Below are 23,154 nucleotides of genomic sequence, written 5' to 3' on the forward strand. Positions count from 1 at the left end.
GCTTTCGACGTGACCGACCTCCTGACCACCATCGATGCCGAGATCGACGCGGCGCGCGAGACGCTCGTCGGCCTGTGCGGAACCCTGGTCGCGGCGCCGAGCATGAGCCCGCCCGGCCACACCGCCGGCGTCGCGCCGATCGTCGAGGCGTTCCTGGCCGCCGGCGGGGTGCCGAGCGAGCGCGTCTTCTGCGATCCCGAGGCGCCCAACATCGTCGCCCATGTCGACGGGGCGGGCGCCGGGCCGCAGGTCGTGTTCAACGCCCACATGGACACCATGCAGGCCGGCGACGAATCGCGCTGGACCGTGCCGATCCTGACGCAGACGCGCCGCGACGGCCGGCTCTACGGCCTCGGCATGGGCAACATGAAGGGCGCGCTCGCAGCCCAGTGCCTCGCCACCACGGTCTTGGCGCGTCATCGTGATCGGTTCGACGGCCGGCTCACCATGACGGCGGTGTGCGACGAGGTGATGTTCGGCGAGCGCGGCGCCGTCCATCTGCTCGCCGCGCGGCCCGACGTGCACGGCGACTACCTGATCAGCGGCGAGGGGCCGGGCTTCATGGAGCTCGCGGTCGCCGAGAAGGGCCTGCTGTGGCTCGACGTCGAGGTGCGGGGCGACGGCGGCCACTCGTCGCGTGCCCTGACCGGCAGCACCGCGGTGGCGCGGCTCGCCGCCATCCTCACCCGCATCGACCCGATCAACAGCATGTACGCGACCGTGCCGCTGGAGATCGGCGGCGTCACCGGCGGGCCGGACAATGCCGGGCTGCGCGTCTCGCTCAGCGTCGGCACGCTGTCGGGCGGCGGCGTGCGCAGTTTGGTCGCGACGCGGGCGCGGGCCGAGATCGACGTGCGGCTGCCGCCCGGCGTCAGCGCGGCCGAGATCGAGGCACAGGTGCGCGAGGCGGCGCACGGCGACCCCGACGTGACCGTCACCAACGTGAAGTGCTGGGACGCCAACTGGACGGCGCTCGGCCACCCGCTCACCCAGGCGACGGTCGCGGCCGTCACCGCGGTGCGCGGCAAGGCGCCCCGCTACGTCGTGCGCCTGCCCGGCAGCGACGCCCGTCGATGGCGCGACCTCGGCGTGCCGGCGATCTGCTACGGCCCGCAGCCGACCCTGTCGGCCGGCACCGACGACTTCGCCTTCGAGCAGGACGTGGTCGACTGCGCCAAGGTCTATGCGCGCACGGCGCTGGCCCTGCTGAACCGCCAGCGTGACTGAACTGTCCGGCGTGGCTGAACTGTAACGTCGGCGTCGCGTCATCCTATGACCCGTCGTGCCCGGCCTCGTGCCGGGCATCCACGTCTTTCCAAGCTGCGAGAAGGAAGGCGTGGGTGGCCGGGGACGAGCCCGGCCATGCCGGCGTCCGCGGCGCCGCCGGCGCCGCGCAGATCGAGCACGGTCCGGACTATGCCGCCGCCTGCGCCAGCAGGGCGAGGGCGCGAGCGCCGTCGCGGGTGGTGCGCAGCACCGGGATGCCGGCGCCCTCGATGTCGCGGACCCAGCGCTCGCGGGCGGCGCCACCGTAGATCACCAGCACGACCGGCTTGTCGTGCTCCCGGCGCAGCCGCTTCATCAGGTCGCCGAACTCCGGGAAGTCGGCGTTGCCGGGGGCGAGCAGGGTGCACAGCAGCATGTCGGTCGCCGGGTCCGCCAGCATGGCGCCGAGGCCGACCTCGTGCGCCTCGCGCGGGCCCTTCACGTCGATGCCGATCCAGAAGTCGAACGGGTTCTCGGGCGGCAGCCAGTCGGGCAGGATGCCGCGCATCCGGGCGACCGTCTCGGGCGCGAAGCTGGACAGGGTCAGGCCGGCTTCGACCACCAGGTCGGTCGCCATCACGCCGAGCGCGCCGCTGGTCGTGGCGATGCCGACCCGCCGGCCCTTCGGGCGCGGCAGGAAGGCGAGCGTGCGCAGCGCGTCGACGAACTCGGTCTCGTCGGCGACTCGGATGATGCCGGCCTCGGCGATCGCCGCGTCGAGCGCGGCGCCGTCGGTCTCGCGCGACCCGGTGTGGGCGAGCGAGGCGCGGGCGCCGTCCGCGGTGCGGCCCGGCTTGAGCATGACGATCGGCTTGCTCTTCCGCACCTCTCTCGCCCGCGCCAGGAACTCGGCCGGGCGCAGAATCGTCTCGATGTAGAAGCCGATCACCGTGGTGCCGGGGTCGTCGGCGACGAAGTCGAGGAAGTCGAGCTCGTCGACGTCGATCTTGTTGCCGACGTCGATGCTCTTGCCGACCGGCAGGCGCTGCGTCTCGGCGCTCATCACGCCGAGCATCAGGGCGCCGGTGAAGATGCCGGTCTGGGTGAACAGCGAGACGCCGCCGCTTTCCCAGCGCGGAAAGTTCACGAAGCTGCCCATCATGCCGCACTCGGCATTGACCATGCCGATGGTGTTCGGCCCGCCGAGCAGCAGGCCCGCCTCGCGCGCCATCGCGCGGATGCGCTCCTGGTCGGCGCGGCCGGCCTCGCTCGCCTCGGCGAAGCCCGCCGTGATGATCGAGGCGGCGCGCGCGCCGGCCGCGATGCACTGCTTCACGGCGGTCTCGACATGGTCGCGTGGCAGCACGATGTAGACGAGGTCGACCGTCTCGGGGACGTCGGCGAGCCTCGGATAGGCCTTGCGCCCCATCACCTCGGGGGCGTTCGGGTTGATCGGGTAGAGCGGTCCCGAGAAGCCCCCGCGCACCAGGTTGTGGAACAGCACCCCGCCGGATTTCTGGGCGTTCGTCGACGCGCCGATCACGGCGATCGAGCGCGGCGCGACGAGCGGACGGATGTCTCGCATGACGGTCGTCTCTCCTCGGCGTCCGCGGCTCAGTGCTCGACCTTCAGCAGCACCTTGCCGAACTGCTTGGCGGCCTCGAGATAGCGGTGCGCCTCGGCGGCCTCGGCGAGCGGGAAGACGCGGTCGATCACGGTCTTCAGCCGGCCGTCGTCGAGCATCGGCATCATCGCCTCGAGGTCCTGCTTCGTCGCGCTGTTCGAACCGATGATCGACAGCTCCTTGTGGAAGATGAAGTTGACCTGTACGCTGCAGTCGTAGGACTTGGTGCCGCCGGCCGTGACGACGCGGCCGCCGCGGGTGAGGCAGCGGACCGACTTGCCGAGGAAGTCGCCGCCGACGTGCTCGATGACGCAGTCGACGCCGCGCTTGCCGGTCAGCCTCAGCACCTCGTCGACGAAGTCGACCGTGTTGTAGTTGATCAGCTCGTCCGCCCCGAGGGCCTTGGCGCGCTCGAGCTTCCAGTCGCTGCTCGAGGTCGTGAACACGCGCGCCCCGATCAGCTTGCAAATCTGGATCGCCGCCATGCTGACGCCCGACGAGGCGGAGTTCACCAGCACGGTCTCGCCCGGTCGCACCCCGCCGCGGGTCACCACCATGTGCCAGGCGGTGCCGAAGGCGTTGGGGAACGCCGCCGCGTCCTCGTATGTCACGTTCTTCGGCAGCGGGATCAGGTGATGCGCCGGCATCTTCACGTACTGGGCATAGGCCCCGGGAACGTGGGCGCCGAGATAGCGGTAGTCGCGCGAGCAGCGGTTCGGATGCCCGGTCATGCACTGATCGCAGTAGCCGCAGGGCAGCACCCACCAGCTCGTCACCCGGGTGCCGATCGGGAGGTCGGTCTTCGCCTCGGCGTCGAGCGCCACCAGCTCGCCGCCGAAGTCGCCGCCGAGAATGTGCGGGAAGCGGCCCTTGTTGGGCTTGTAGCGGCCGGCGCGCGCCATCAGGTCGTAGCCGTTGAGCGCCACGGCGTGCACCTTCACCAGCGCCTCGCCGCGTTCCAGCGTCGGCGCCGGCACGTCGGTGTAGCGCAGCACGTCGGGGTCGCCGTAGCGCTCGAAGATCACGGCCTTCATGGTCTGCGGGGTCATTTCGGTCTCTTCGTTGGGGCGCGCCGGTGCGGTCCGGGCGTCGTCTGTCTGAATTTTCGGCAGCACCTGCGCATATTTGCAGCGGGCCGGGTGCTTGCCGGCGATGGGGCAATTTTTGTATACCGAGTTATACAACAAATCAACGGACCGCGCGGCGGTTTCCCTGTCACCATCGAAACGAAGGAAGGCGACAGATGCAGAACGAGCAGATGTGGAAGAGCGCTCGGGCGACCGCGATGCGGGACCCGACGCGGCGGCGCGTGCTCGGGGCCGCCGCGCTCCTCGTCACCGCGGCCGTGGCCGGCGGTCCGGCGGCGGCGGCCGACAAGGTCACGTTCGTGACCGACTTCGGCTTCAACGGGCGCCACGCCTACTATTACGTCGCGCTCGACAAGGGCTACTACAAGGACGCCGGCCTCGACGTGGAGATCGTGCGCGGCCAGGGCTCGGCCGACGCGGTGAAGCAGGTCGCCGCCAAGACCGCGCAGCTCGGCTTCGCCGACGCGGCCGCCGTCATTCTCGGTCGCGGCAACGACCAGATCCCGGTCAAGCTCGTCGCCATGGTGTACGCCAAGCCGCCGCACGCCATCTACGTGCTGAAGGAGTCCGGCATCGCCAAGCCGAAGGACCTCGAGGGCAAGCGCATCGCCGACACGGCGTTCAGCGCCATGCCGAAGATGTTCGACGCCTACGCCAAGGCGGCCAAGATCGACGGCTCCAAGGTGAGCTGGCTGGTCGCCGCCAGCGACGCGCTGCCCGGCATGCTCAATCTCGGCCGCGCCGAGGGCATCGGCCAGTTCACGGTCGGCGAGGCGCTGCTGAAGAAGGCCGCCGGCGGCAAGGAGCTGGTGAAGCTCGCCTACGCGGACGTGGGACTCGACTACTACTCGAACGGCATCATCGCCACCGACGAGACGATCAAGTCGAACCCCGATCTGGTGAAGCGGTTCGTCGCGGCGACCCTGCGCGGCCTGAAGGACGCGATCGCCGATCCGGCCGAGGCCGGCAGGATCATGAACAAGTATCACCGCCAGGTGGACGTCGACGTCGCCACGGCGGAGACCGCCGCGGTCGCGGCGCTCGCCCAGGTTCCGGGCGAGGCGCTCGGGGCGATCAATCCGGACCGCGTGCAGAAGACGATCGACATCATCGCCGGGGCCTATCCGCTGAAGTCGCCGGTGACCGTGAAGGACATCTCTGTGACCGACATGGTGGCGAAGTGATCGCCCGGCGCCGCTAGCATGGACGCCGCCCTGCGACCCGCGCCGGCCCGTCCCGCGACGAGCCGGCCGGGCGTGCTCCCGGACCCGGCCACTGGCGGCCGGGCGGCGGGCGAGCCCACCGTGACGGCGTCGAGCGCGGCGCTGGCGAGCGAGACGTCGCGTGCGATGACCAAGATCCAGATCTTCGACGTCTACAAGACGTATGCGACGCGCAGCGGCCGCACCACGGCGCTGCAGAAGGTCGATCTCGACATTCGCGAGAACGAGTTCATCGCGCTGGTCGGGCCGTCCGGCTGCGGCAAGTCGACCCTGCTCAAGCTGATCACGGCCCTCATCAGGCCGTCGCGCGGAAAGATCCTGCTCGGCGGCACGCTGCTGGACAAGCCGTCCCGCGACGTCGGGATCGTGTTCCAGCAGCCGGTGCTGATGCCGTGGCGCAGCGTGCTCGACAACGTGCTGCTGCCGGCCGAGATCCTCGGCCTCGACATGAAGGAGGCGCGGGCGCGCGCGGTGGAGCTGCTCGATCTCGTCGGGCTCGGCGGCTTCGAGAACCGCTATCCCGGCGAGCTGTCGGGGGGCATGCAGCAGCGCGCCGCGATCTGCCGCGGCCTCGTGCACGATCCGTCGGTCCTGCTGATGGACGAGCCGTTCGCGGCGCTCGACGCGATGACCCGCGAGGATCTCGGCTTCGAGCTGCTGCGCATCTGGGAGCGCCACCGCAAGACCGTGGTGTTCGTCACCCACAACATCCCCGAGGCGATCCTGCTCGCCGACCGGGTGGTGGCGATGTCGCCGCGGCCCGGCCGCATCGAGAAGGTGATCGACGTCGACCTGCCGCGGCCGCGCACCCTCGACATGCAGTTCACCCCGGCCTTCAAGGCGCATTCGGACGAGATCCGCGCCCTGATCCGCCGGACCTGAGGAGGCCCGCCATGAGCGATCCGACGACCGCCGACAGCGCCCTCGCCGACCGGGCCTCCGAGGCCGACGACGGCGCCGAGGCGTGGGTCGATCCGGAGCGCGTCTCGCTCAAGGACGTGCTCCTGCCGCTCGTCACCTTCGCGGTGCTGCTGCTGATCTGGGAGGCGGCGGTCCGCGAGGCGAAGATCCCGGCTTGGCTGCTGCCGTCGCCGACCGTCATCGGCGAGGCCTTCGCCGACTGGTGGCGCGAGCTGCTCGCCCATTCGCTCGTCACCCTCTACGAGACGCTGGCCGGCTTCGCCCTGTCGATCGCGCTCGGCGTGCCGCTCGCGGTGGCGGTGGTCTACTCGCCGGTGCTGCAGAAGACCATCTACCCGATCCTGCTGGCGCTGCAGTCGGTGCCCAAGGTCGCCATCGCGCCGCTGCTCGCCCTGTGGATCGGCTTCGGCGCCATGCCGAAGATCATCGTCGTCTTCCTGGTGTGCTTCTTTCCCATCGTGGTGGCGACGGCGACCGGCCTCACCGCGGTGCCGCCGGCCCTGATGGATCTGATCCGCTCGCTCTCGGCGACGCCGTTCCAGACCTTCGTCAAGGCGCGCTTCCCCACCGCCATGCCGCACATCTTCGTCGGCCTGAAGATCGCGATCACGTTCGCGGTCATCGGCGCCGTGATCGGCGAGTTCGTCGGCTCCGAATCGGGCCTCGGCTACCTCATCCTGGTGTCGTCGTCGCAGTCGCGCACGCCGGTCGCCTTCGCGGCCCTGGTGGTGCTTACCTTGATGAGCATCGTCCTGTATTATGCGGTGGAGTTCGTCGAGCGACTGATGGTCCCCTGGGCGACCAAGACCTGACCGGGTGACGGGGCCCGGCCGGGCGGCCGGCCCCGCACGGGCGGTCAGGCCGTCGCGCGACGCACGACACCCCCGCGACGAACGGATCGAGCATGGCCCGAGCGGCGACGAGTCCCCGCGGCGACAGGCGGCGGACCCCGCGGCGCACCGCGGAGACGACGGACGAGACCGGGCCGGAGGACGCCGGCTTCCCGATGCCGCCGCCGCGGCAGCGGGCCGGCGAGGGGCTCGGCGACTTCGCCTACCGGGTGCTGCGCGAGGCGATCCGCAGCGGCCATTTCCGTTCCGGTCGGCACCTGCGCGAGGCCGACGTGGCGCGCTGGCTCGACATCAGCCGTACCCCGGTGCGCGAGGCGTTCCACCGCATCGTCTCCGAGGGGCTGCTGGTCAGCGGGCCGTGGAACGGCCTGATGATCGCCTCGCTCGATCGCCAGCAGCTGGTCGAGCTCTACGCGGTGCGCGAGGTGCTGGAGGGCACGGCGGCGGCGCTCGCCGCCCAGCACGCCTCGCCGGCCGAGATCGACCTGATGTTCTCCATCGCGGCGAGCGAGACCGCCGCCAAGGACGACCCCGACCGGCTGGTCGTCATCAACGCCGAGCTGCACCAGACCATCTACGGCGCCGCCCACAACCGCTATCTGCTGCAGTCGCTGAACGCGGTGGTCGATTCGCTGGGCCTGCTGCGCCACTCCACCTTCGTGCTGCCCGGCTCGACCGAGCTCGCGCGCCGCGAGCATGTCGAGATCCTGCGCGCCATCAAGGAGCGGAACGCCAGGAAGGCCGAGCAGCTCGCCCGCCGGCACATCCGCCACGCGCTGGCTCTGCGGCTCCGTCTGCAGCACGAGGAGGGCGGCTGAGCGTCGTCGTCGGTCGGTCCGGGCGCGGCGCGTCGGCTCACCGGGCCGCGGTGCCGGCCTCGCGGCGGAAATAGGCGTCGACCTGCATGCCCGGCTTCAGCGGGCCGGGGTCGGCGAGGTCGATGGTCACCTCCAGCACGTCGATGTCGGACTGGCGGCGCGGGCCGCGCGCCGCCATGCCGCCGGGGCCGACCGTCTGGGCGATCGACGCCACGGTGCCGGCGAAGTCGCGCCCCTGGAAGGCGGCAGCCCGCACCGTCACGGCCTGGCCGACCTTCACCTGGCCGATGTCGCGCTCGTCGAGCTCGGCCCGCACCCGCAGGGCGGAGAGATCGCCGAGCACGATCAGCGGCGGCTCGCCGCCGGGCGGCGCGAGCTCGCCGGGCCGCGCCGCCACCTGCAGCACGGTGCCGTCGATGGGGGCCCGGATGCGGGTCTTCTCCAGCGCCGCGTCGGCGATCACGAGCTCGGCCCGGCCGGCCAGCCATTCGGCCTCGGTGCGGTTCGGCAGCGGCGTGTCCTCGTCGGCGCGCAGGCGGGCGAGATCGGCCTGAGCCTTGACCAGCCGGTCCTGCGCCGTGGCGAAGCGCTCGCGCGCCGGCGCGATCATGCTCTCGGCGCCGTCGCCGCGGCGGCGCACCAGCACGGCGCCGTCGAGCGCGTCCCGCGCCGCGATCAGGGCGCGTTCGGCGTCGGCCACCGCGTCCTCGGCCCGGCGGCGGTCGCCGGAGCCGCGCGGTGCCGACTGGTCGTCGCGGGCCCGCTCGCGCGCGCCGGCCTGCGCCTCGGCCGCCACCACGCGGGCGCGCGCCTCGGCGTCGTCGAGCCGCACCAGCAGCTCGCCGGCGAACACCGTGTCGTTCGGCTTCGCCAGCACCTCGACGATGCGGCCGGGCGCCGCGGCGCCGAGCCGGATCTCGCGCGAGCGCGGCTCGACCCGGCCGAGCGCCACCGCCGCCCACTGCTTGCGGGCGTCGCGATCGCCCTCCTCGGCGCGTTGCGCCGCCGCCGGGGCGGCGAGCGGCAGGACGAGCGCCGGGACGAGCGACGCGGCGAGGGCGAGCGGGATCAGGTCACGGCGCATGCGGGGAACCCTGGGACTCTGGGGACGCGGACTCTGGGGACACGGACTCTGGGGACACGGACTCTGGGGACACGGACTTGGGGGACACGGACTTGGGGGACGCCGACTCGTTCGGCGCGGGCTCGCGCGGAGCGGGCCCGGCGTGCGCACCCGCCTCCTCGGCGACGATGCGGCCGTCCTCGATGCGGACGATGCGGTCGGCGAAGGGCAGCGTGCGCGGATCGTGGGTGACGACCAGGACGGCGCGGCGCGGATCCTTCGCGATGTCGGCCAGCACCGTCATGATGGCGCGGCCGTTGTCGCCGTCGAGCGAGGCGGTCGGCTCGTCGGCGAACAGCGCCGCGGTGCGTCCGACCACGGCGCGGGCGATGGCGACGCGCTGCTGCTCGCCGCCCGACAGCTCGCGCGGGAACGCATGGTGCTTGTGCGCCAGGCCGACGGTGGCGAGCGCCGCCGCGGCGCGCTCGGGCGCGTCCTCGCCGTGCTCGCCGCGCACGTCGAGCACCAGCCGGACGTTCTCGATCGCGGTCAGGGTCGGGAACAGGTGATAGGACTGGAACACGAATCCGACATGGGTGCGGCGCAGCCGCGCCAGCGTCTCGGGGCCGGCGCCGGTCGTGGTCTCGCCGGCGAGCCGCACGGTGCCGCGGGTCGGCGTCAGCATGCCGCCGAGGATCGACAGCAGCGTCGTCTTGCCGCTGCCCGACGGCCCCATCAGCAGCGTCAGCTCGCCGCCCTTCAGGGCGAGCGACACGCCGCGCAGCGCCTGCACGCGGCCGGCGCCCTCGCCGAGCGTCTTCTCGACGTCCACGGCCTCGACGATCGGGGTGGTCGCGGCGGTCATCGGCTCAGCACCGTGGCGGGATCGATGCGCACCACCTCGCGGATCGCGGCGACCGCCGAGACGGCGCACATCACGACGGTGAGCACCAGCAGGCCGAGCACCAGCCCCGGCGTCATCACCACGGGCAGGGCGGAGTCGGCGGTGAGCACGACGATCACCACGCCGGCCGCGGTGGCGAGCAGGAAGCCGACCACGGCGCTGAGCAGCGCCTGCCACAGGATCACCTCGACGATGTAGCGGGTCGACGAGCCGATGGCGCGCAGCGTGGCGAACTCGGCGATGTGGTCCTTGGTGCTGGAATAGAGCGTCTGCGCGACGATCACGGTGCCGACCACGATGCCGAGCAGGGCGCCGCCGAACAGCGCCGCGCCGGCGCCGGTGCCGAACAGCCAGAACGACCGGCTGCGCTCGCGGAACTCGGCGCGGGTCAGCACCTCGGCGTCGGCGATGTTGCCCTGGATGCGATCGCGCACCGCGGTCGCGTCGGCGTCCGGCCGGAGCCGCACCAGAAAGTAGGTGGCGCGGTCGGCCGGCGTGTTCATGTAGGCGCGGGCGCGGTCGTACGCGGCGAACACGTAGGGCGTGGTGGTGAACGAGCGGATGCCCGACGTGACCGCGACGATGCGGGCCTTCTGGTCGCGCAGCTCGCCGGCGTCGCCGAGCCCCCGCACGCCGAGCCGACCGAAATAGGAGCGGTCGACCGCGACCGAGAACGGCGTCGCCAGCGCGTCGACGCGGCCCTCGACCACGTTCCACGGACCGAGGCCGCCGCCGCGCGGATCGGAGCCGACGACGAACACCGGCGTCGCGCCGCCGTCCGGCCGCCGCCATTCGGCGAAGCCGAGCACCAGCGGCGCCACGTCGGCGACCCCGGCGATGGAGAGCGCCCGGAACCGCTGGCGGTCGTCGAGCAGCGACGGGTCCTCGAAGTTCCGGGTGCCCTTCGGGACGATCCACAGGTCGGCGTCGGCATGGTCGATCATGGTCGTCACCATGCGCTCGAAGCCGAGATAGAGCCCGATCTGGACGGTCACCAGGATCACCGAGAAGACGATGCCGATGACCGTGGTGACGAGCCGCACCCGATCGTGGAACAGGTTGCGCCAGGCGAGCAGCACGATCAGCGGCAGGCCGCGCTTGCGGGCCCGCGCGAGGTGCTCGTGCAGCGCGTCGGCGGCGTCGCCGAGCCGCGACAGCGCGGAGGCCGCGCCGCTGCGCAGCGCCGGGCCGGCGGCGGTGCGCAGGCGCATGTCGATCCGCTCGATCCAGCCCGGCCGCATTCCGTTCCCCGATCCTCCGCCCGCGCGACAGCCGGCGGGCGCCACCCGTGAGGCGGCAGTGTGGCGCCCGAAATGGGCCGGATGAAGCCGGTCGCGGTGTCGCTGCGACGATCCGCGCGCGCCGCCGCAGCCCTGCCGCGCAGGCGGCCACGCCGGCATTGCACTTGCAGGAAAATAATGCACAACAAACCACTTGGTGCCATCCCGGCAGCATGCGAGGGGGATCCCGTGACGGAGACGGTCGCCGACATCGTGAACGCGCACAGGGCCGGGCGGGCGGACCCGGCCGAGACGGTCGCCCGCGCCTATGCGCGGCTGCGCGCCTACGACGATCCGGCGCTGTTCATCACGGTGCGCGACGAGGCGGAGGCGATCGCCGAGGCGCGGGCCCTCGCCGCGGCGGGCGGCGCCGACAAGCCGCTCTTCGGCGTGCCGGTCGCCGTCAAGGACAACATCGACGTCGCCGGCCTGCCGACCACGGCGGCCTGCCCGGCCTTCGCCTACACGCCGCAGCGCGACGCCACCGCGGTGGCGCGGCTGCGCGCCGCCGGCGCGATCGTGATCGGCAAGACCAACCTGGATCAGTTCGCCACCGGACTGGTCGGCGTGCGCTCGCCCTACGGGACGCCGCGCAACCCGCACGATGCGGCGCTGGTGCCGGGAGGCTCGTCTTCGGGCTCGGCCGTCGCGGTCGCCGCCGGCATCGTGCCGCTGGCGCTCGGCACCGACACGGCCGGATCGGGCCGGGTGCCGGCCGGCCTCAACAACATCGTCGGGCTGAAGCCGAGCCTCGGCCTCGTCCCGGCGACCGGCGTCGTGCCGGCCTGCCGCTCGCTCGACACCATCTCGGTGTTCGCGCTGACCACCGACGACGCCCATCTGGCGCTCGCCGCCATGGCGGGCGTCGATGCGGCCGACGCCTTCTCGCGCGCCTTTCCGCCGTCGCGGCCGGGGCCGCTGGCGGCCGGGCTGCGCATCGGCGTGCCGCGCCATGCCGACCGGGTCTTCTTCGGCGACGCGCGCGCCGAGACGGCTTATCTGCACGCCCTGGAGATCGCCGCCGCGCTCGGCGCCACCCTCGTCGACGTCGACATGGCGCCGTTCTACGCGACGGCGCGGCTGCTCTACGACGGCCCGTGGGTGGCCGAGCGGTTCGCCGCCGTCGGCGAGTTCATGGCCCGTCATCCCGACGCCGTGCATCCGGTCACCAACGAGATCGTCCTCTCCGGCAGCCGGCCGACTGCCGTGGACGCCTTCCAGGCCTTCTACAAGCTGCAGGCGCTGCGGGTGCAGGCGCGCGAGACGCTCGGCCGTCTCGACATGCTGATGGTGCCGACCGCGCCGGCCGCCTACACGGTGGCCGAGCTGGAGGCCGAGCCGATCCGGCTCAACAGCAATCTCGGCACCTACACGAACTTCGTGAACCTGCTCGACATGGCCGGCCTCGCCGTGCCGGCGGCGATCGCCGAGGACGGCACGCCGTTCGGCGTCACGCTGCTCGCCCCGGCCGGCCGCGACGCCGCGCTCGCCTCGTTCGGCCGCGTGCTGCACGCCAGGACCGGCCTGCCGCTCGGCGCACTCGGCGTGCCGCAGCCCGAGCTGCGTCCGCTGCCGGCCACCGCGGCCGAGGGCGAGTTCGTGCTCGCCGCGGTCGGCGCCCATCTCACCGGCCTGCCGCTCAATCACGAGCTGACCGGCCTCGGCGGCCGTTATCTGGAGACGACGCGGACCGCGGCCGACTATCGGCTGTTCGCGCTGCCCGGCACGACGCCGCCGAAGCCCGGCCTGCTGCGGGTGGCGGCCGGCAGCGGCGGCCCGATCGAGGTCGAGCTGTGGGCCCTGACGGCGGAGAGCTTCGGCCGCTTCGTCGCCGCCGTGCCGTCGCCGCTGTCGATCGGCAACGCGACGCTCGCCGACGGCCGCGTGGTGAAGTGCTTCCTGGTCGAGGCCGAGGCGGTCGCCGGCGCCCGTGACATCACGGCGGCAGGCGGATGGCGCGCCTTCCTGGGGAAGACGAGCTGATCAGCTCTCCGTCGTTCCGGGGCGCGGCAACGCCGCGAACCCGGACACCACCGGCGAGTCCGGAGCCTGCCGCTGGAGTCCGGATCCGCGCGCCGTCGCGCGCGGTCCGGAATGACCAGAAGCGGGCGGTTCCGGCGTGAGGGCGCCGCGGGTGTCGGCATAGACGCCGTACTCCTCGCACACCGTCATGATGTGGGCCTGCATGGCGCCGACGGCGCCATAGCGGTCGCCCCGCACGATCGCCTGGACGACGCGCTCGTGCTCGCGATGCGACTTCGCCAGCCGGCCGAGATTGCGGAACTGGGCGCGGCGGAACGGCTGCAGCCGCGCCCGCGTCGCCAGCGTGATCTCGGTCAGATAGAGGTTGTGGGCGCCGGCATAGATGGCGCCGTGAAAGGCCTCGTTCGCCTCGTGGAAGCGCTGCGGGTCGCCGAGCTGGACGAGGGCCCGCAGCTCCTCGTGCACGCCCTCGAGGTCGCGCCGCTCGGCGCCGGTCATGCGCTCGGCGGCGAGCCCGGCGCACAGCGCCTCGAGCTCGGCCATCACCTCGAACATGCCGACCACCTGGGCGTCGCTAGGCCGCGCCACCACGGCGCCGCGGTGCGGCCGCGACTCGACGAGCCCGCTCGCCGCGAGCTGGCGGATCGCCTCGCGCACCGGCGTGCGCGACACCTTGAAGCGGCGTGCCAGCTCGCTCTCGTCGAGCGCCGTGCCGGGCACCAGGGTGCCGCGCACGATCTCGTCGGCGAGCTGCAGCCGCAGCTCCTCGGCGAGCGTCCGCCGCCCGGTCGCGGTGTTGCTCATCGGGCGGCGGTCTCCTCGGCGAAATGGCAGGCGACGTCGCGGACGCCGAAGCGGCGCAGGGCCGGCATCTCGGTACGGCAGCGGTCGGTGCCCTTCGGGCAGCGGCCGTAGAAGCGGCACACGTTCGGATCCGGGTCGATCGGGCTGCGCGGCTCGCCCTGCAGGCGGATGCGGCCGGCGCCGCGGTCGTGCAGGCTGGGCGCCGCGTCGACCAGCGCGCGCGTGTAGGGATGCAGCGGGTTGGCGAACACGGCGCGGGCCGGGCCCTGCTCGACGATCCTGCCGAGATACATCACCAGCACGCGGTCGCAGATCAGTCGCACCACGCCGAGGTCGTGCGACACGAACAGATAGCTCATGCCGAGCTCGGCCTTGAGCCGCTCGAGCAGTTGCAGGATCACCACCTGCACCGAGACGTCGAGCGCCGCGGTCGGCTCGTCGAGCACCAGGAGGTCGGGCTCGACCGCGACGGCGCGGGCGATGCCGACCCGGGCGCGCTGGCCGCCGGAGAGCTGATGCGGGAAGCGGGTCAGCAGGGCGCGCGGCAGCCCGCACTGGTCGGCGGCGCGCTCGACCCGCGCGGTCAGCGCCGCGCCGCGCAGGCCGCGCAGCCGGCGCAGCGGATCGGCGATCGCCGCGAAGGCCGTGAAGCGCGGATTGATGCTCTCGCCGGCGTCCTGGAACACCATCTGGATGCGGCCGCGATCGGGATCCTTCGCGAAGCGCTTCGCCGGGGTGAGCGACAGCTCGCGCCCGCCGAGCCGGACGATGCCGCCGGAGGGATCGAGCAGGCGGGTGAGCACCCGCACCAGCGTGGACTTGCCGCAGCCCGACTCGCCGACGAGCCCGACCGTCTCGCCCTTGCCGATCGTGAAGCTCACGTCGTCGACGGCGTGGACGTGCGGCAGGTGCACGGGGCCGCCCTTCATGCGGCGGCGCAGCCGGCCGAGCGGGCCGATGGTGCCGCTCACCGGGAAGCGCTTCCTCAGCTCGGCGACGTCGAGCAGTGGCGTCTCCGCCGGCGGGGCGGCGTGGACGGTGGCGGCAGTCGTCGGGTCGAGGGTCGCGGTCATGACAGCGGGTTCCAGCAGGCGACGACATGCTCGGGGATCGCCGGGGCGGCCGGCAGCGCCGCGTCGCAGTCGCCGAGGCGGCGCGGACAGCGCTCGGCGTAGCGGCAGGGCGGCAGATCGAGCCGGCGCAGGTCCGGCAGCGATCCCGGGATCGAGGCGAGCGCGGCAAGGCTGGCGGCGGCGTCGGGCGTCGCGGCGATCAGCTCGGCCGTGTAGGGATGGCGCGGCCGGGCGAACAGCTCGGCAGTCGTCGCGTTCTCGACCACGTGGCCGGCATGCATCACGACGATGCGGTCGGCCCGCTGCGCCGCGAGCGCGAGATCGTGGGTGATGAAGATCGTCGCCATGCCGATGTCGCGGGCGAGGTCGCCGATCAGGTCCATGATCACGGCCTGGGTGGTCACGTCGAGGCCGGTGGTCGGCTCGTCGGCGATCAGCACCGAGGGCTTCGCGGCGAGCGCGATGGCGATCATCACGCGCTGGCACATGCCGCCCGACATCTCAAACGGATAGGCCTTGGCGCGACGCGCCGGATCCGTGATGCCGACGTCGCGCAGAAGCTCCACGGCCCGGCCGGGTGCCTCGCGGCGCGGCACGTTGGCGTGGCGGATCAGCACGTCGGCGATCTGCTGGCCGACGGTGCGGATCGGGTTGAGCGCCGTGCGCGGGTTCTGGAAGATCATGGCGATCTCGCGCCCGCGCACCGCGGCCACCTGGTCGGCGCTCGCGGCGAGGAGATCGAGGCCGCCCAGCATGGCGCGGCCCGACGTGATCCTGCCGGCCGGATCGAGAATTCCCATCACGGCATAGGCCGTCACCGACTTGCCGGAGCCCGACTCGCCGACGATCGCCAGCGTCTCGCCCTTGGGCACCGCGAAGCTGACCCGCTCCAGCGCCCGCACCGTGCCGGAGCGGGTGCGGAACTCGACCGCGAGGTCTTCCACCACGAGGGCCGGGACGGCGGTCATGGGCGGCTCCGGGCTGGGCTCTGGCCCGTCATGGCCGGCGCCCTCTTCTCCGATCGTCCCCGCGAAAGCGGGGACCCAGGGGCGTCAGGTGTCGTCGCCCGTGGCCCTGGATTCCCGCTTGCGTGGGAATGAGCGGAGTTCTGGATGATCCTCATGTCCGCCTCCGCGGGTCGACGATGTCGCGCAGGCCGTCGCCGAGCAGGTTGAAGCAGAACACGGCGATCATCAGCGCGAGGCCGGGGAAGAAGGCGATCCACCACTCGCCCGAGACGATGAAGGCGGCGCCCTCGGCGACCATGATGCCCCATTCGGGCGTCGGCGGTCGCACGCCAAGCCCGATGAAGGAGAGGCCGGCGGCGTTGAGGATGGCGTAACCCATGGTGAGCGACATCTGCACCACGAGAATCGGAATCACGTTGGGCAGGATCTGGAAGACCAGGATGCGCCACTCGCCGTTGCCGGAGAGCCGCGCGGCCTCGACGAAGCCGGCCTCGCGGCGGACGTTCGCCTCGGCCCGGGCGACGCGGGCGTAGAGCGGAAAGTTCACGATCGCGGTGGCGATGACGATGTTCTGCACCGTGTTGCCGAGCGCCGCGACGATCCCCATCGCGAGCACGAACAGCGGGAACGCCATGATCGTGTCGGCGATGCGGCCGACGATGCGGTCGGTCCAGCCGCCGAAGAAGCCGGCGGCGACGCCGGCGAGCCCGCCCATGCAGAAGACCAGCACGACCGAGGCGACCGCGATGCCGAAGTCGAGCCGCGTCGCGACGACCACGCGCGAGAAGATGTCGCGGCCGAGCTGATCGGTGCCGAACCAGAACTGCGCCGAGGGCGGCTGTAGCGCCATCGTCGTGTTGGAGGCGAGCGGATCGTGCGGCACCAGGAACGGCCCGAACAGGGCGGCGAGCACGATCAGCAGGAACAGTCCGAAGGACAGCCCGGTGACCGGGTTCTCGGAGACGACGTAGCGCGCATGACGCATGGTGGCGACGAGGGCGGTCATGACGCGGCCTCCGAGCCACGCTCCGCTCGTCCCCGCGAAAGCGGGGACCCAGGGGCTACGAACACCATCGTCCGTGGCTCTGGAGTCCCGCTTACGCGGGAATGAGCGGAGACCGGGGCTGGTTTCACGTCGACACGGGACATCGCGCTGCGCCTCATGCGTCCATCCTCGCGCGGGGGTCGATCAGGCCGTAGAGGAGGTCGATCGCGAGATTGAGGGCGACGTAGAGCACCGCCATGGTGAGGACGAAGCCCTGGACGGGTGCGAAGTCGGAGGCGATCAGCGCCTCGACCGCGAAGGAGCCGATGCCGGGCCAGGCGAACACCTTCTCGACCAGCACGTTGGCGCCGAGCAGAAAGGAGAACACCATGCCGAGCGTGGTGATCACCGGCAGCATGGCGTTGCGGAACGCGTAGGTGACGACCACCGTGTAGGAGGCGAGGCCGCAGGCCCGCGCGGTGCGCACGAAGTCCGAGGAGAGCACGGCCAGCATCGAGGCGCGGGTCATGCGGGCGATCGGCGCGAGCGCGAAGATGCCGAGCGTGAGGGCCGGCAGCGCGAGCTGCTTCAGGCTCGCCATGAAGGTCGTTCCGTCACCGGCGAGAAGGCTGTCGATCAGATAGAAGCCCGTGATGGTCGGCGGCGGGCTGTCGAAGATGCCCAGCCGACCGAGCGGCGCCGGCGCCCAGCCGAGCAGGTAGTAGAAGACGTAGACCAGGATCAGGCCGGTGAAGAACACCGGCAGCGACACGCCCGCCGTGGTGACGATCCGGCAGGCGTGGTCGATCATCGAGCCGGGCCGGGTCGCGGCCAGGATGCCGAGCGGCACGGCGATCGCCATCGACACGAGGAGGCCGAGCAGGGTGAGCTCGGCCGAGGCCGGCAGGCGCGCCGCGATCTCGGCCGCCACCGGCTGGCCGGTGGTCAGCGAGGTGCCGAGGTCGCCGCGGACCAGCGCCTGGACATAGTCGACGAACTGGACGGGCAGCGGCTGGTCGAGCCCGAGCGATTTTCGGATCTGCTCGATCGCTTCCGTGCTGGCGGCCGGGCCGGCGAAATAGGCGGCCGGATCGCCGGGCAGCGCGCGGGTGAGCAGGAACGTCACGATGACGACCCCGATCAGGCTCGGGATCGTCATCACGAGGCGCTTGAGGATCAGGGTCGGCATGGTGCACTCCGCTGCGTGACGCCGGTCTCACCTCTCTCCGCGTGCGGGGAGAGGTCGACATTCGCGCGTTCAGCGCGGATGTCGGGTGAGGGCGCCTCTCATGGATACGGAGGCGCCCCCTCACCCCACCCCTCTCCCCGCAGGCGGGGAGAGGGAGCGCGCCCATCGTGCGGGCGCGCCGTGCCTCTCGCTCATGCCTTCGAGAGCGTGCGGTAGTCGAGCTGGCGGTGGAACCAGTAGCGATAGCCGGAGACGTTCTTCTGCATCGCCGCGTTCAGATAGGGCTGGAACAGCGGGACGCGCGGCACGTCGGCGAAGGCCTTGCCGACGAAGCCCTTCACGTCCTTGTCGTAGGCGGCGGTGTCGCCTTCGGCGGCCGCCTTGCGGGCGGCGTCGATCAGCGCGTCCATCTCCTTGTTCTGGTAGCTCATCGTGTTGAACAGCGAGTTCTGGCCGTGATAGCACCAGAAGAAGAAGTACTCGGGATAGTCGAGCCAGCCCGAGAAGAAGTTGGAGATCAGCGGCATCTCCTTCTTGGTCATCTCGGCGCGCCAGCTCGAGCCCGGCACCTTGTTGATGGTCGCCTTGATGCCGATCTGGGCGAGGCTCTCCTGCACCAGCACGCACAGCGGCTCGTTGACGGCGGCGAAGCCGAGGTCGAAGGACAGCGTCGTCTCGAAGCCGTTCGGCAGGCCGGCCTTGGCGAGCAGCGCCTTGGCCTTGGCGAGATCGGTGACATAGCCGTGCGGCTGCGGCCAGGCGGTCGAGAGGGCGGCGCCCTGGGGCGCGCCGAACATCGGCTTGGCGAGGCCGAACATCACCGCGTCCATGATCTTCTGATAGGGGATCGCGTAGGCGACCGCCTGACGCACCTCGAGCTTGTCGAAGGGCGGCTTGGTCACGTTCATGCCGATGTACTGGATGCCGTTGCCGATCGGGCTCGAAACAACGGCCACCTTGCCGGCCTGGTTCAGCTCGACGAAGTCCTTGTTGGGCAGGTCGAAGGAGATGTCGGCGTCGCCGCGCTCGATCAGCGCGCGCCGGTTGCCGGCGGACGGCACCATGCGCCACACGATGCGCTTGATCTTGGGCAGCGGGCCGCCCTTCCAGGTCTCGTTGCGCTCGTAGATCACCTCGGTGCCGGGCGTCCACTTCGCCACCTTGTAGGCGCCGCCGCCGGCCGTGTTGGCCTTGGCGTAGTCCATCGCCCACGGGTCCTTTTCGGTGGCGTGCTTCTTCATCAGCTCGGAGTTGAAGATCGACGGCACGATCACGGCGATGTCCGGGATCGTCAGCTTGTCCTTGCGGATGAAGTCGACCCGGAAGGTGTGGTCGTCGACGACGACGAACTGCTCGGGCTTCTCCAGCGAGCCCGCCTTCATCTGGAAGGTCGGGAAGCCGCCGACCGTGACGGCGCGGTCGAACGACCACTTCACGTCCTTGGCCGTCACCGGCGCGCCGTCGTGGAAGGTCGCGTCCTTGCGCAGCTTGAAGGTCGCCGCGGTGTCGGTGACGGTCCAGTCCTCGGCGAGCTCCGGCGTGTACTTGTCGCGGTCGTAGGAGGCGACGCCGTTCTCCAGCGTCTTGGTGCCGTGCGAGATCAGCCGGTCGTAGCAGTTCCACGCCACCTCGTAGCCGGGGCGGTTGGTGCCGACGCCGTGGATGTCCAGGTTGTTCGGCCCGCTCTCGGAGACCAGCAGCAGCGTCTCGTTGCGGGCCTGGGCCTTGGCCTCGGACCAGATCGCCGGGGCCGGGAACATGCTGCCGGCCGCCAGGGCCGTCATCGACTTGAGGACGTCACGACGCTTCATTCTCGTTCTCCGAATGGCAGGGCGGGGGCTCGGGCGGCGAAAGTCCCGCAAGCGGCGTGCCAAGTCGCCGGCGGCGCCGCCGCGCGCCGGCCAACCCCTTGATCGACAGCGGGGAACTGCTGCGGGCCGCGGCCGTCTCCGGGCTCGCCGGGCGCGAGCCGTGCCTCAAGCCTTGCATACAATCGGGACGGTTCTGACGAAATATTAAGCAGGAGCAGTGGTCCGGCGACCGCCCGCGGGCGGTGTCACAGGGGTGTCACGCGCACGGCCTAGGCGGACGATCCGGCAACCGGCTGCGGCTGGGTCCTCGCGTTCCGACCCCGAGGCCGCCGGCCGGCCGGGCCGGCACAAGGAGACTTCGCGATGCGCGCTCGCCGCTTCGGCGCCCTGTTCGGCGCCCTCGTCCTCGCCCTGCAGCCGCTGGCCGCCGGCGCCCTCGACGCCCGCTACACCGACGCCGACGGCGACCTCGTCGCCGACACGCCGGCCGACCCGAAGCAGTGGGTCGACCCGGCGACCTTGATCTTCGCCTACACGCCGGTCGAGGACCCCGCCGTCTACGCCAAGGTGTGGGACGGCTTCCTGCGCCACATGGAGAAGGTGACGGGCAAGAAGGTGCAGTTCTTCCCGGTCCAGTCCAACGCCGCCCAGCTCGAGGCGATGCGGGCCGGCCGGCTGCACGTGGCCGGCTTCAACACCGGCTCGAACCCGATCGCCGTCAACTGCTCCGGCTTCGTGCCCTTCGCCATGATGGCCTCGACCAAGGGCGAGTACGGCTACGAGATGGAGATCATCACCTATCCGGGCTCGGGCGTGACCAAGCCGGAGGAGATCCGCGGCAAGAAGATGGCCTTCACGTCGCAGACCTCGAACTCCGGCTACAAGGCCCCGTCCGCGCTGCTGCGCGAGAAGTTCGGGCTGGAGCCCGGCAAGGACTACGAGCCGGTGTTCTCCGGCAAGCACGACAACTCGGTGATCGGTGTCGCCAACAAGGACTATCCGGTCGCCGCCGTCGCCAACTCGGTGATGCTGCGCATGCTGGCCCGCAACGTGGTGAAGAAGGACCAGCTCGTCTCGATCTACAAGTCGCAGACCTTCCCGACCACCGGCTACGGCATGGTCTACAACCTGAAGCCCGAGCTCGCCGCCAAGGTAAAGGAGGCGTTCTTCTCGTTCGACTGGACCGGCAGCGACCTCCTGAAGGAGTTCCAGTCGACCGAGCCGCCGCAGGAGAAGTTCATCCCGATCACCTACAAGCAGCACTGGGAGGTGGTCCGCGACATCGACAAGGCGATGGGCGTCTCCTACGATTGCAAGGGCTGATACCTGTGCGCAGTCCGACGACGCTGTCTACGCCCTCGCCCTGAGGAGCCCGCCTGGCGGGCGTCTCCAAGGGCGAGGGCGGCCACCGAAGTCGGGCCTGCCCGACTTCGGCATTCATGGGTGCACAAGGCGGCTGTGGCCGACTTGTGTGTTCGAGACGCGCCCCTTTGGAGCGCTCCTCACCATGAGGGCAGAGTCGGTGAACGAGCGCGAAGAACCGACACGGGCGAGGGTTGATCCCGCATGCTGCGGATCGAGGGGCTGCAAAAACAGTACCGCACCGGCGACGCCGCCCTCCGCGGCGTCGATCTCGTGGTCCCGGCCGGCGAGGTGATCGGCCTGATCGGCCCGTCGGGCGCCGGCAAGTCCACCCTGATCCGCTGCGTGAACCGGCTGGTCGAGCCGACCGCCGGCCGCATCTTCCTCGGCGACGACGAGGTGACGGGCGCGTCGCGCCGCGCGCTGCGCCGGCTGCGCCGCCGCATGGGGATGATCTTCCAGGAGTTCGCGCTGGTCGAGCGGCTCACCGTGATGGAGAACGTGCTGGCCGGGCGGCTCGGCGCGGTGCCGTTCTGGCGCAGCCTGACGCGCCGCTTCCCGCCCGAGGACGTGCGCAACGCCTTCGCCACGCTCGACCGGGTCGGGCTGCTCGATCACGTCGACAAGCGCGCCGACGCGCTCTCCGGCGGCCAGCGCCAGCGCGTCGGCATCGCCCGCGCGCTGCTGCAGGACCCCGACCTGCTGCTGATCGACGAGCCGACCGCGAGCCTCGATCCCAAGACGTCGCGGCAGATCATGCGGCTGATCGGTGAGGTGTGCGCCGAGCGCCGGCTCGCCGCGGTCGTCAACATCCACGACGTGGCGCTCGCCCAGATGTTCCTCGGCCGCATCGTCGGCCTGAAGGCCGGCGAGGTCGTCTACGACGGGCCCTCGGCCGGCCTCGACGCGACGGTGCTCACCCGCATCTACGGCGAGGAGGACTGGACCCGCACGGCGCGCTCGGCCGACGGCGAGCCGGACGATGCCGCGCCTGCCGCACCCGCCCCCGCGCCGCGGCTTCTCCGGGCCGCCGCCGAGTGAGCGCCGTGGCGGTCGCGACCTCGTATCCGGATCGCTGGCGGCGCCCGCCCTTCGTCGCGCGGGCATGGCTGCGGTGGGTCCTCTACGGCGGCGCCGTGCTGTATCTCGTCGTCGCGGTCGGCTCCGTGGAGGTCAACTGGGCGCGGCTCGCCGAAGGCCTCCAGCGTGGCGCCCGGCTTCTCGCCGGATTCATGACGCCCGACTTCTCCAGCCGCTGGGGCGACATCGTCCAGGGCATGCGCGAGAGCCTCACCATGACGGTGACGTCGACGGTCGCCGGCATCCTGCTCGCCATTCCGGTCGGCATCGGGGCCGCCCGCAACCTCGCGCCGCTGCCCGTCTATCTGGTCTGCCGGGCCGTCGTCGCGCTGTCGCGCACCTTCCACGAGGTGATCGTCGCCATCCTGTTCGTCGCGATGGTCGGCTTCGGGCCGTTCGCCGGGTTTCTCACGCTGACGGTCGCGACCATCGGCTTCATCGCCAAGCTGCTGGCCGAGGACATCGAGGACATCGATCCCGGGCCGGTCGAGGCGATCCGGGCGACCGGCGGCTCGTGGCTGCAGCTCGTCGACTGGGCGGTGCGGCCGCAGGTGATGCCGCGGCTGATCGGCCTGTCGCTCTATCGGCTCGACATCAATTTCCGCGAGTCCGCCGTGGTCGGCATCGTCGGGGCCGGCGGCATCGGGGCGACGCTCAACACCGCGCTCGACCGCTACGAGTACGGCAGCGCCGCGGCGATTCTCATCCTGATCATCGCCGTCGTGATGGCGGCCGAATACGGGTCCGGCCTGGTGCGCAGGAGGATCCAGTGATGCCGGTGAGCTCCTCTCGACTCCCGTCATTCCGGGGCGCGCCGCAGGCGCGAACCCGGAATCCACCCAGGGACTCCGAGCGCGTCGCTGGATTCCGGGTTCGGCGCTGCGCGCCGCCCCGGAATGACGACTCGCGCAATCGCATGAT

Annotated in this window: 19 protein-coding genes and 1 pseudogene; 9 read left to right on the forward strand and 11 right to left on the reverse strand. The window is 71.5% G+C overall.

Features of this window, described 5'->3' with window-relative positions:
* Positions 1-9: 9 nt before the first annotated feature.
* Positions 10-1,227, forward strand: a complete 1,218-nt coding sequence (locus tag J2S22_RS23965) for a M20 family metallopeptidase (protein WP_272778689.1) — start codon at positions 10-12, stop codon at positions 1,225-1,227.
* A 187-nt stretch (positions 1,228-1,414) separates the two neighbouring features.
* Here the strand turns inward: J2S22_RS23965 and J2S22_RS23970 are convergent, their stop codons facing one another.
* Both J2S22_RS23970 and J2S22_RS23975 read right to left on the reverse strand, forming a co-directional pair.
* Positions 1,415-2,791, reverse strand: a complete 1,377-nt coding sequence (locus J2S22_RS23970) for an acetate--CoA ligase family protein (protein ID WP_272778688.1) — start codon at positions 2,789-2,791, stop codon at positions 1,415-1,417.
* 29 nt (positions 2,792-2,820) lie between these two features.
* Positions 2,821-3,879 (reverse strand): zinc-binding dehydrogenase, encoded by a 1,059-nt coding sequence (locus tag J2S22_RS23975; protein ID WP_272778687.1) that lies wholly within the window; start codon positions 3,877-3,879, stop codon positions 2,821-2,823.
* Between the two features lie 194 nt (positions 3,880-4,073).
* On the opposite strand from J2S22_RS23975, the gene J2S22_RS23980 reads away from it, so the two are divergent.
* The 4 genes from J2S22_RS23980 to J2S22_RS23995 all read left to right on the forward strand — a co-directional run bounded on the left by J2S22_RS23980 (position 4,074) and on the right by J2S22_RS23995 (position 7,731).
* A complete protein-coding gene (locus tag J2S22_RS23980) occupies positions 4,074-5,102 on the forward strand; it encodes an ABC transporter substrate-binding protein (protein WP_272778686.1) in 1,029 nt (342 codons plus the stop codon).
* A gap of 165 nt (positions 5,103-5,267) precedes the next feature.
* Positions 5,268-6,023, forward strand: coding sequence for an ABC transporter ATP-binding protein (locus J2S22_RS23985; RefSeq protein WP_284701281.1), 756 nt, complete (start codon positions 5,268-5,270; stop codon positions 6,021-6,023).
* A gap of 11 nt (positions 6,024-6,034) precedes the next feature.
* Positions 6,035-6,874 carry an ABC transporter permease gene (locus tag J2S22_RS23990; protein ID WP_272778684.1) on the forward strand — a complete coding sequence of 280 codons (840 nt, stop codon included), beginning with the start codon at positions 6,035-6,037 and terminating at the stop codon, positions 6,872-6,874.
* A 92-nt stretch (positions 6,875-6,966) separates the two neighbouring features.
* Positions 6,967-7,731 carry a GntR family transcriptional regulator gene (locus J2S22_RS23995; protein ID WP_272778683.1) on the forward strand — a complete coding sequence of 255 codons (765 nt, stop codon included), beginning with the start codon at positions 6,967-6,969 and terminating at the stop codon, positions 7,729-7,731.
* Positions 7,732-7,768: 37 nt separating this feature from the next.
* Here the strand turns inward: J2S22_RS23995 and J2S22_RS24000 are convergent, their stop codons facing one another.
* From J2S22_RS24000 to J2S22_RS24010, 3 genes are read right to left on the reverse strand one after another with little or no spacing between them, the layout of a single operon-like run.
* Positions 7,769-8,815, reverse strand: a complete 1,047-nt coding sequence (locus J2S22_RS24000; RefSeq protein WP_272778682.1) for an HlyD family secretion protein — start codon at positions 8,813-8,815, stop codon at positions 7,769-7,771.
* A complete protein-coding gene (locus J2S22_RS24005; protein WP_307155882.1) occupies positions 8,805-9,659 on the reverse strand; it encodes an ABC transporter ATP-binding protein in 855 nt (284 codons plus the stop codon). Before J2S22_RS24005 ends, J2S22_RS24000 begins: the two co-directional genes overlap by 11 nt.
* The gene (locus tag J2S22_RS24010) at positions 9,656-10,789 is read right to left on the reverse strand and encodes an ABC transporter permease (RefSeq protein ID WP_370878250.1); all 1,134 of its coding nucleotides are present in this window, start codon (positions 10,787-10,789) and stop codon (positions 9,656-9,658) included. The genes J2S22_RS24005 and J2S22_RS24010 overlap by 4 nt, the downstream gene beginning before the upstream one ends.
* Before the next feature lie 378 nt (positions 10,790-11,167).
* On the opposite strand from J2S22_RS24010, the gene atzF reads away from it, so the two are divergent.
* Positions 11,168-12,961, forward strand: coding sequence for an allophanate hydrolase (gene atzF, locus J2S22_RS24015; protein ID WP_272778680.1), 1,794 nt, complete (start codon positions 11,168-11,170; stop codon positions 12,959-12,961).
* 156 nt (positions 12,962-13,117) lie between these two features.
* Here the strand turns inward: atzF and J2S22_RS24020 are convergent.
* From J2S22_RS24020 to J2S22_RS24045, 6 genes and pseudogenes are all read right to left on the reverse strand, one after another.
* A pseudogene (locus J2S22_RS24020) lies at positions 13,118-13,765 on the reverse strand (GntR family transcriptional regulator); the annotation flags it as partial.
* Positions 13,762-14,838 carry an oligopeptide/dipeptide ABC transporter ATP-binding protein gene (locus tag J2S22_RS24025; protein WP_272778679.1) on the reverse strand — a complete coding sequence of 359 codons (1,077 nt, stop codon included), beginning with the start codon at positions 14,836-14,838 and terminating at the stop codon, positions 13,762-13,764. The pseudogene J2S22_RS24020 and the gene J2S22_RS24025, both read right to left, overlap by 4 nt.
* Positions 14,835-15,806 carry an ABC transporter ATP-binding protein gene (locus J2S22_RS24030; RefSeq protein WP_272778678.1) on the reverse strand — a complete coding sequence of 324 codons (972 nt, stop codon included), beginning with the start codon at positions 15,804-15,806 and terminating at the stop codon, positions 14,835-14,837. Before J2S22_RS24030 ends, J2S22_RS24025 begins: the two co-directional genes overlap by 4 nt.
* A 151-nt stretch (positions 15,807-15,957) precedes the next feature.
* Positions 15,958-16,812, reverse strand: a complete 855-nt coding sequence (locus J2S22_RS24035; RefSeq protein WP_272778677.1) for an ABC transporter permease — start codon at positions 16,810-16,812, stop codon at positions 15,958-15,960.
* Positions 16,813-16,966: 154 nt separating this feature from the next.
* Positions 16,967-17,980, reverse strand: a complete 1,014-nt coding sequence (locus J2S22_RS24040) for an ABC transporter permease (RefSeq protein WP_272778676.1) — start codon at positions 17,978-17,980, stop codon at positions 16,967-16,969.
* Between the two features lie 191 nt (positions 17,981-18,171).
* Positions 18,172-19,791: an ABC transporter substrate-binding protein gene (locus tag J2S22_RS24045; protein ID WP_272778675.1), complete on the reverse strand. Its 1,620-nt coding sequence runs from the start codon at positions 19,789-19,791 to the stop codon at positions 18,172-18,174.
* Positions 19,792-20,154: 363 nt separating this feature from the next.
* On the opposite strand from J2S22_RS24045, the gene phnD reads away from it, so the two are divergent.
* The 3 genes from phnD (at position 20,155) to phnE (ending at position 23,006) form a co-directional block, all read left to right on the forward strand.
* Positions 20,155-21,114, forward strand: coding sequence for a phosphate/phosphite/phosphonate ABC transporter substrate-binding protein (phnD, locus tag J2S22_RS24050; protein WP_272778674.1), 960 nt, complete (start codon positions 20,155-20,157; stop codon positions 21,112-21,114).
* Between the two features lie 243 nt (positions 21,115-21,357).
* The gene (gene phnC, locus J2S22_RS24055) at positions 21,358-22,194 is read left to right on the forward strand and encodes a phosphonate ABC transporter ATP-binding protein (protein WP_272778673.1); all 837 of its coding nucleotides are present in this window, start codon (positions 21,358-21,360) and stop codon (positions 22,192-22,194) included.
* Positions 22,191-23,006 (forward strand): phosphonate ABC transporter, permease protein PhnE, encoded by an 816-nt coding sequence (phnE, locus tag J2S22_RS24060; protein WP_272778672.1) that lies wholly within the window; start codon positions 22,191-22,193, stop codon positions 23,004-23,006. Before phnC ends, phnE begins: the two co-directional genes overlap by 4 nt.
* The last annotated feature ends 148 nt before the right edge of the window (positions 23,007-23,154 follow it).

The organism is Rhodoplanes tepidamans (assembly GCF_030813915.1).
GTDB classification, from domain to species: Bacteria; Pseudomonadota; Alphaproteobacteria; order Rhizobiales; family Xanthobacteraceae; genus Rhodoplanes; species Rhodoplanes tepidamans.

Bases quoted from the DNA above. Each gene is read 5' to 3' on its own strand.
- J2S22_RS24000 (WP_272778682.1), bottom strand. From the start codon at position 8,815: ATGCGCCGTGACCTGATCCCGCTCGCCCTCGCCGCGTCGCTCGTCCCG.
- J2S22_RS23970 (WP_272778688.1), bottom strand. From the start codon at position 2,791: ATGCGAGACATCCGTCCGCTCGTCGCGCCGCGCTCGATCGCCGTGATC.
- J2S22_RS23980 (WP_272778686.1), top strand. From the start codon at position 4,074: ATGCAGAACGAGCAGATGTGGAAGAGCGCTCGGGCGACCGCGATGCGG.
- phnC (WP_272778673.1), top strand. From the start codon at position 21,358: ATGCTGCGGATCGAGGGGCTGCAAAAACAGTACCGCACCGGCGACGCC.
- J2S22_RS24025 (WP_272778679.1), bottom strand. From the start codon at position 14,838: ATGACCGCGACCCTCGACCCGACGACTGCCGCCACCGTCCACGCCGCC.
- J2S22_RS24005 (WP_307155882.1), bottom strand. From the start codon at position 9,659: ATGACCGCCGCGACCACCCCGATCGTCGAGGCCGTGGACGTCGAGAAG.
- J2S22_RS24035 (WP_272778677.1), bottom strand. From the start codon at position 16,812: ATGACCGCCCTCGTCGCCACCATGCGTCATGCGCGCTACGTCGTCTCC.
- J2S22_RS24030 (WP_272778678.1), bottom strand. From the start codon at position 15,806: ATGACCGCCGTCCCGGCCCTCGTGGTGGAAGACCTCGCGGTCGAGTTC.
- J2S22_RS23975 (WP_272778687.1), bottom strand. From the start codon at position 3,879: ATGACCCCGCAGACCATGAAGGCCGTGATCTTCGAGCGCTACGGCGAC.
- J2S22_RS23995 (WP_272778683.1), top strand. From the start codon at position 6,967: ATGGCCCGAGCGGCGACGAGTCCCCGCGGCGACAGGCGGCGGACCCCG.
- J2S22_RS23990 (WP_272778684.1), top strand. From the start codon at position 6,035: ATGAGCGATCCGACGACCGCCGACAGCGCCCTCGCCGACCGGGCCTCC.
- phnD (WP_272778674.1), top strand. From the start codon at position 20,155: ATGCGCGCTCGCCGCTTCGGCGCCCTGTTCGGCGCCCTCGTCCTCGCC.
- J2S22_RS24040 (WP_272778676.1), bottom strand. From the start codon at position 17,980: ATGCCGACCCTGATCCTCAAGCGCCTCGTGATGACGATCCCGAGCCTG.
- J2S22_RS24045 (WP_272778675.1), bottom strand. From the start codon at position 19,791: ATGAAGCGTCGTGACGTCCTCAAGTCGATGACGGCCCTGGCGGCCGGC.
- J2S22_RS23985 (WP_284701281.1), top strand. From the start codon at position 5,268: ATGACCAAGATCCAGATCTTCGACGTCTACAAGACGTATGCGACGCGC.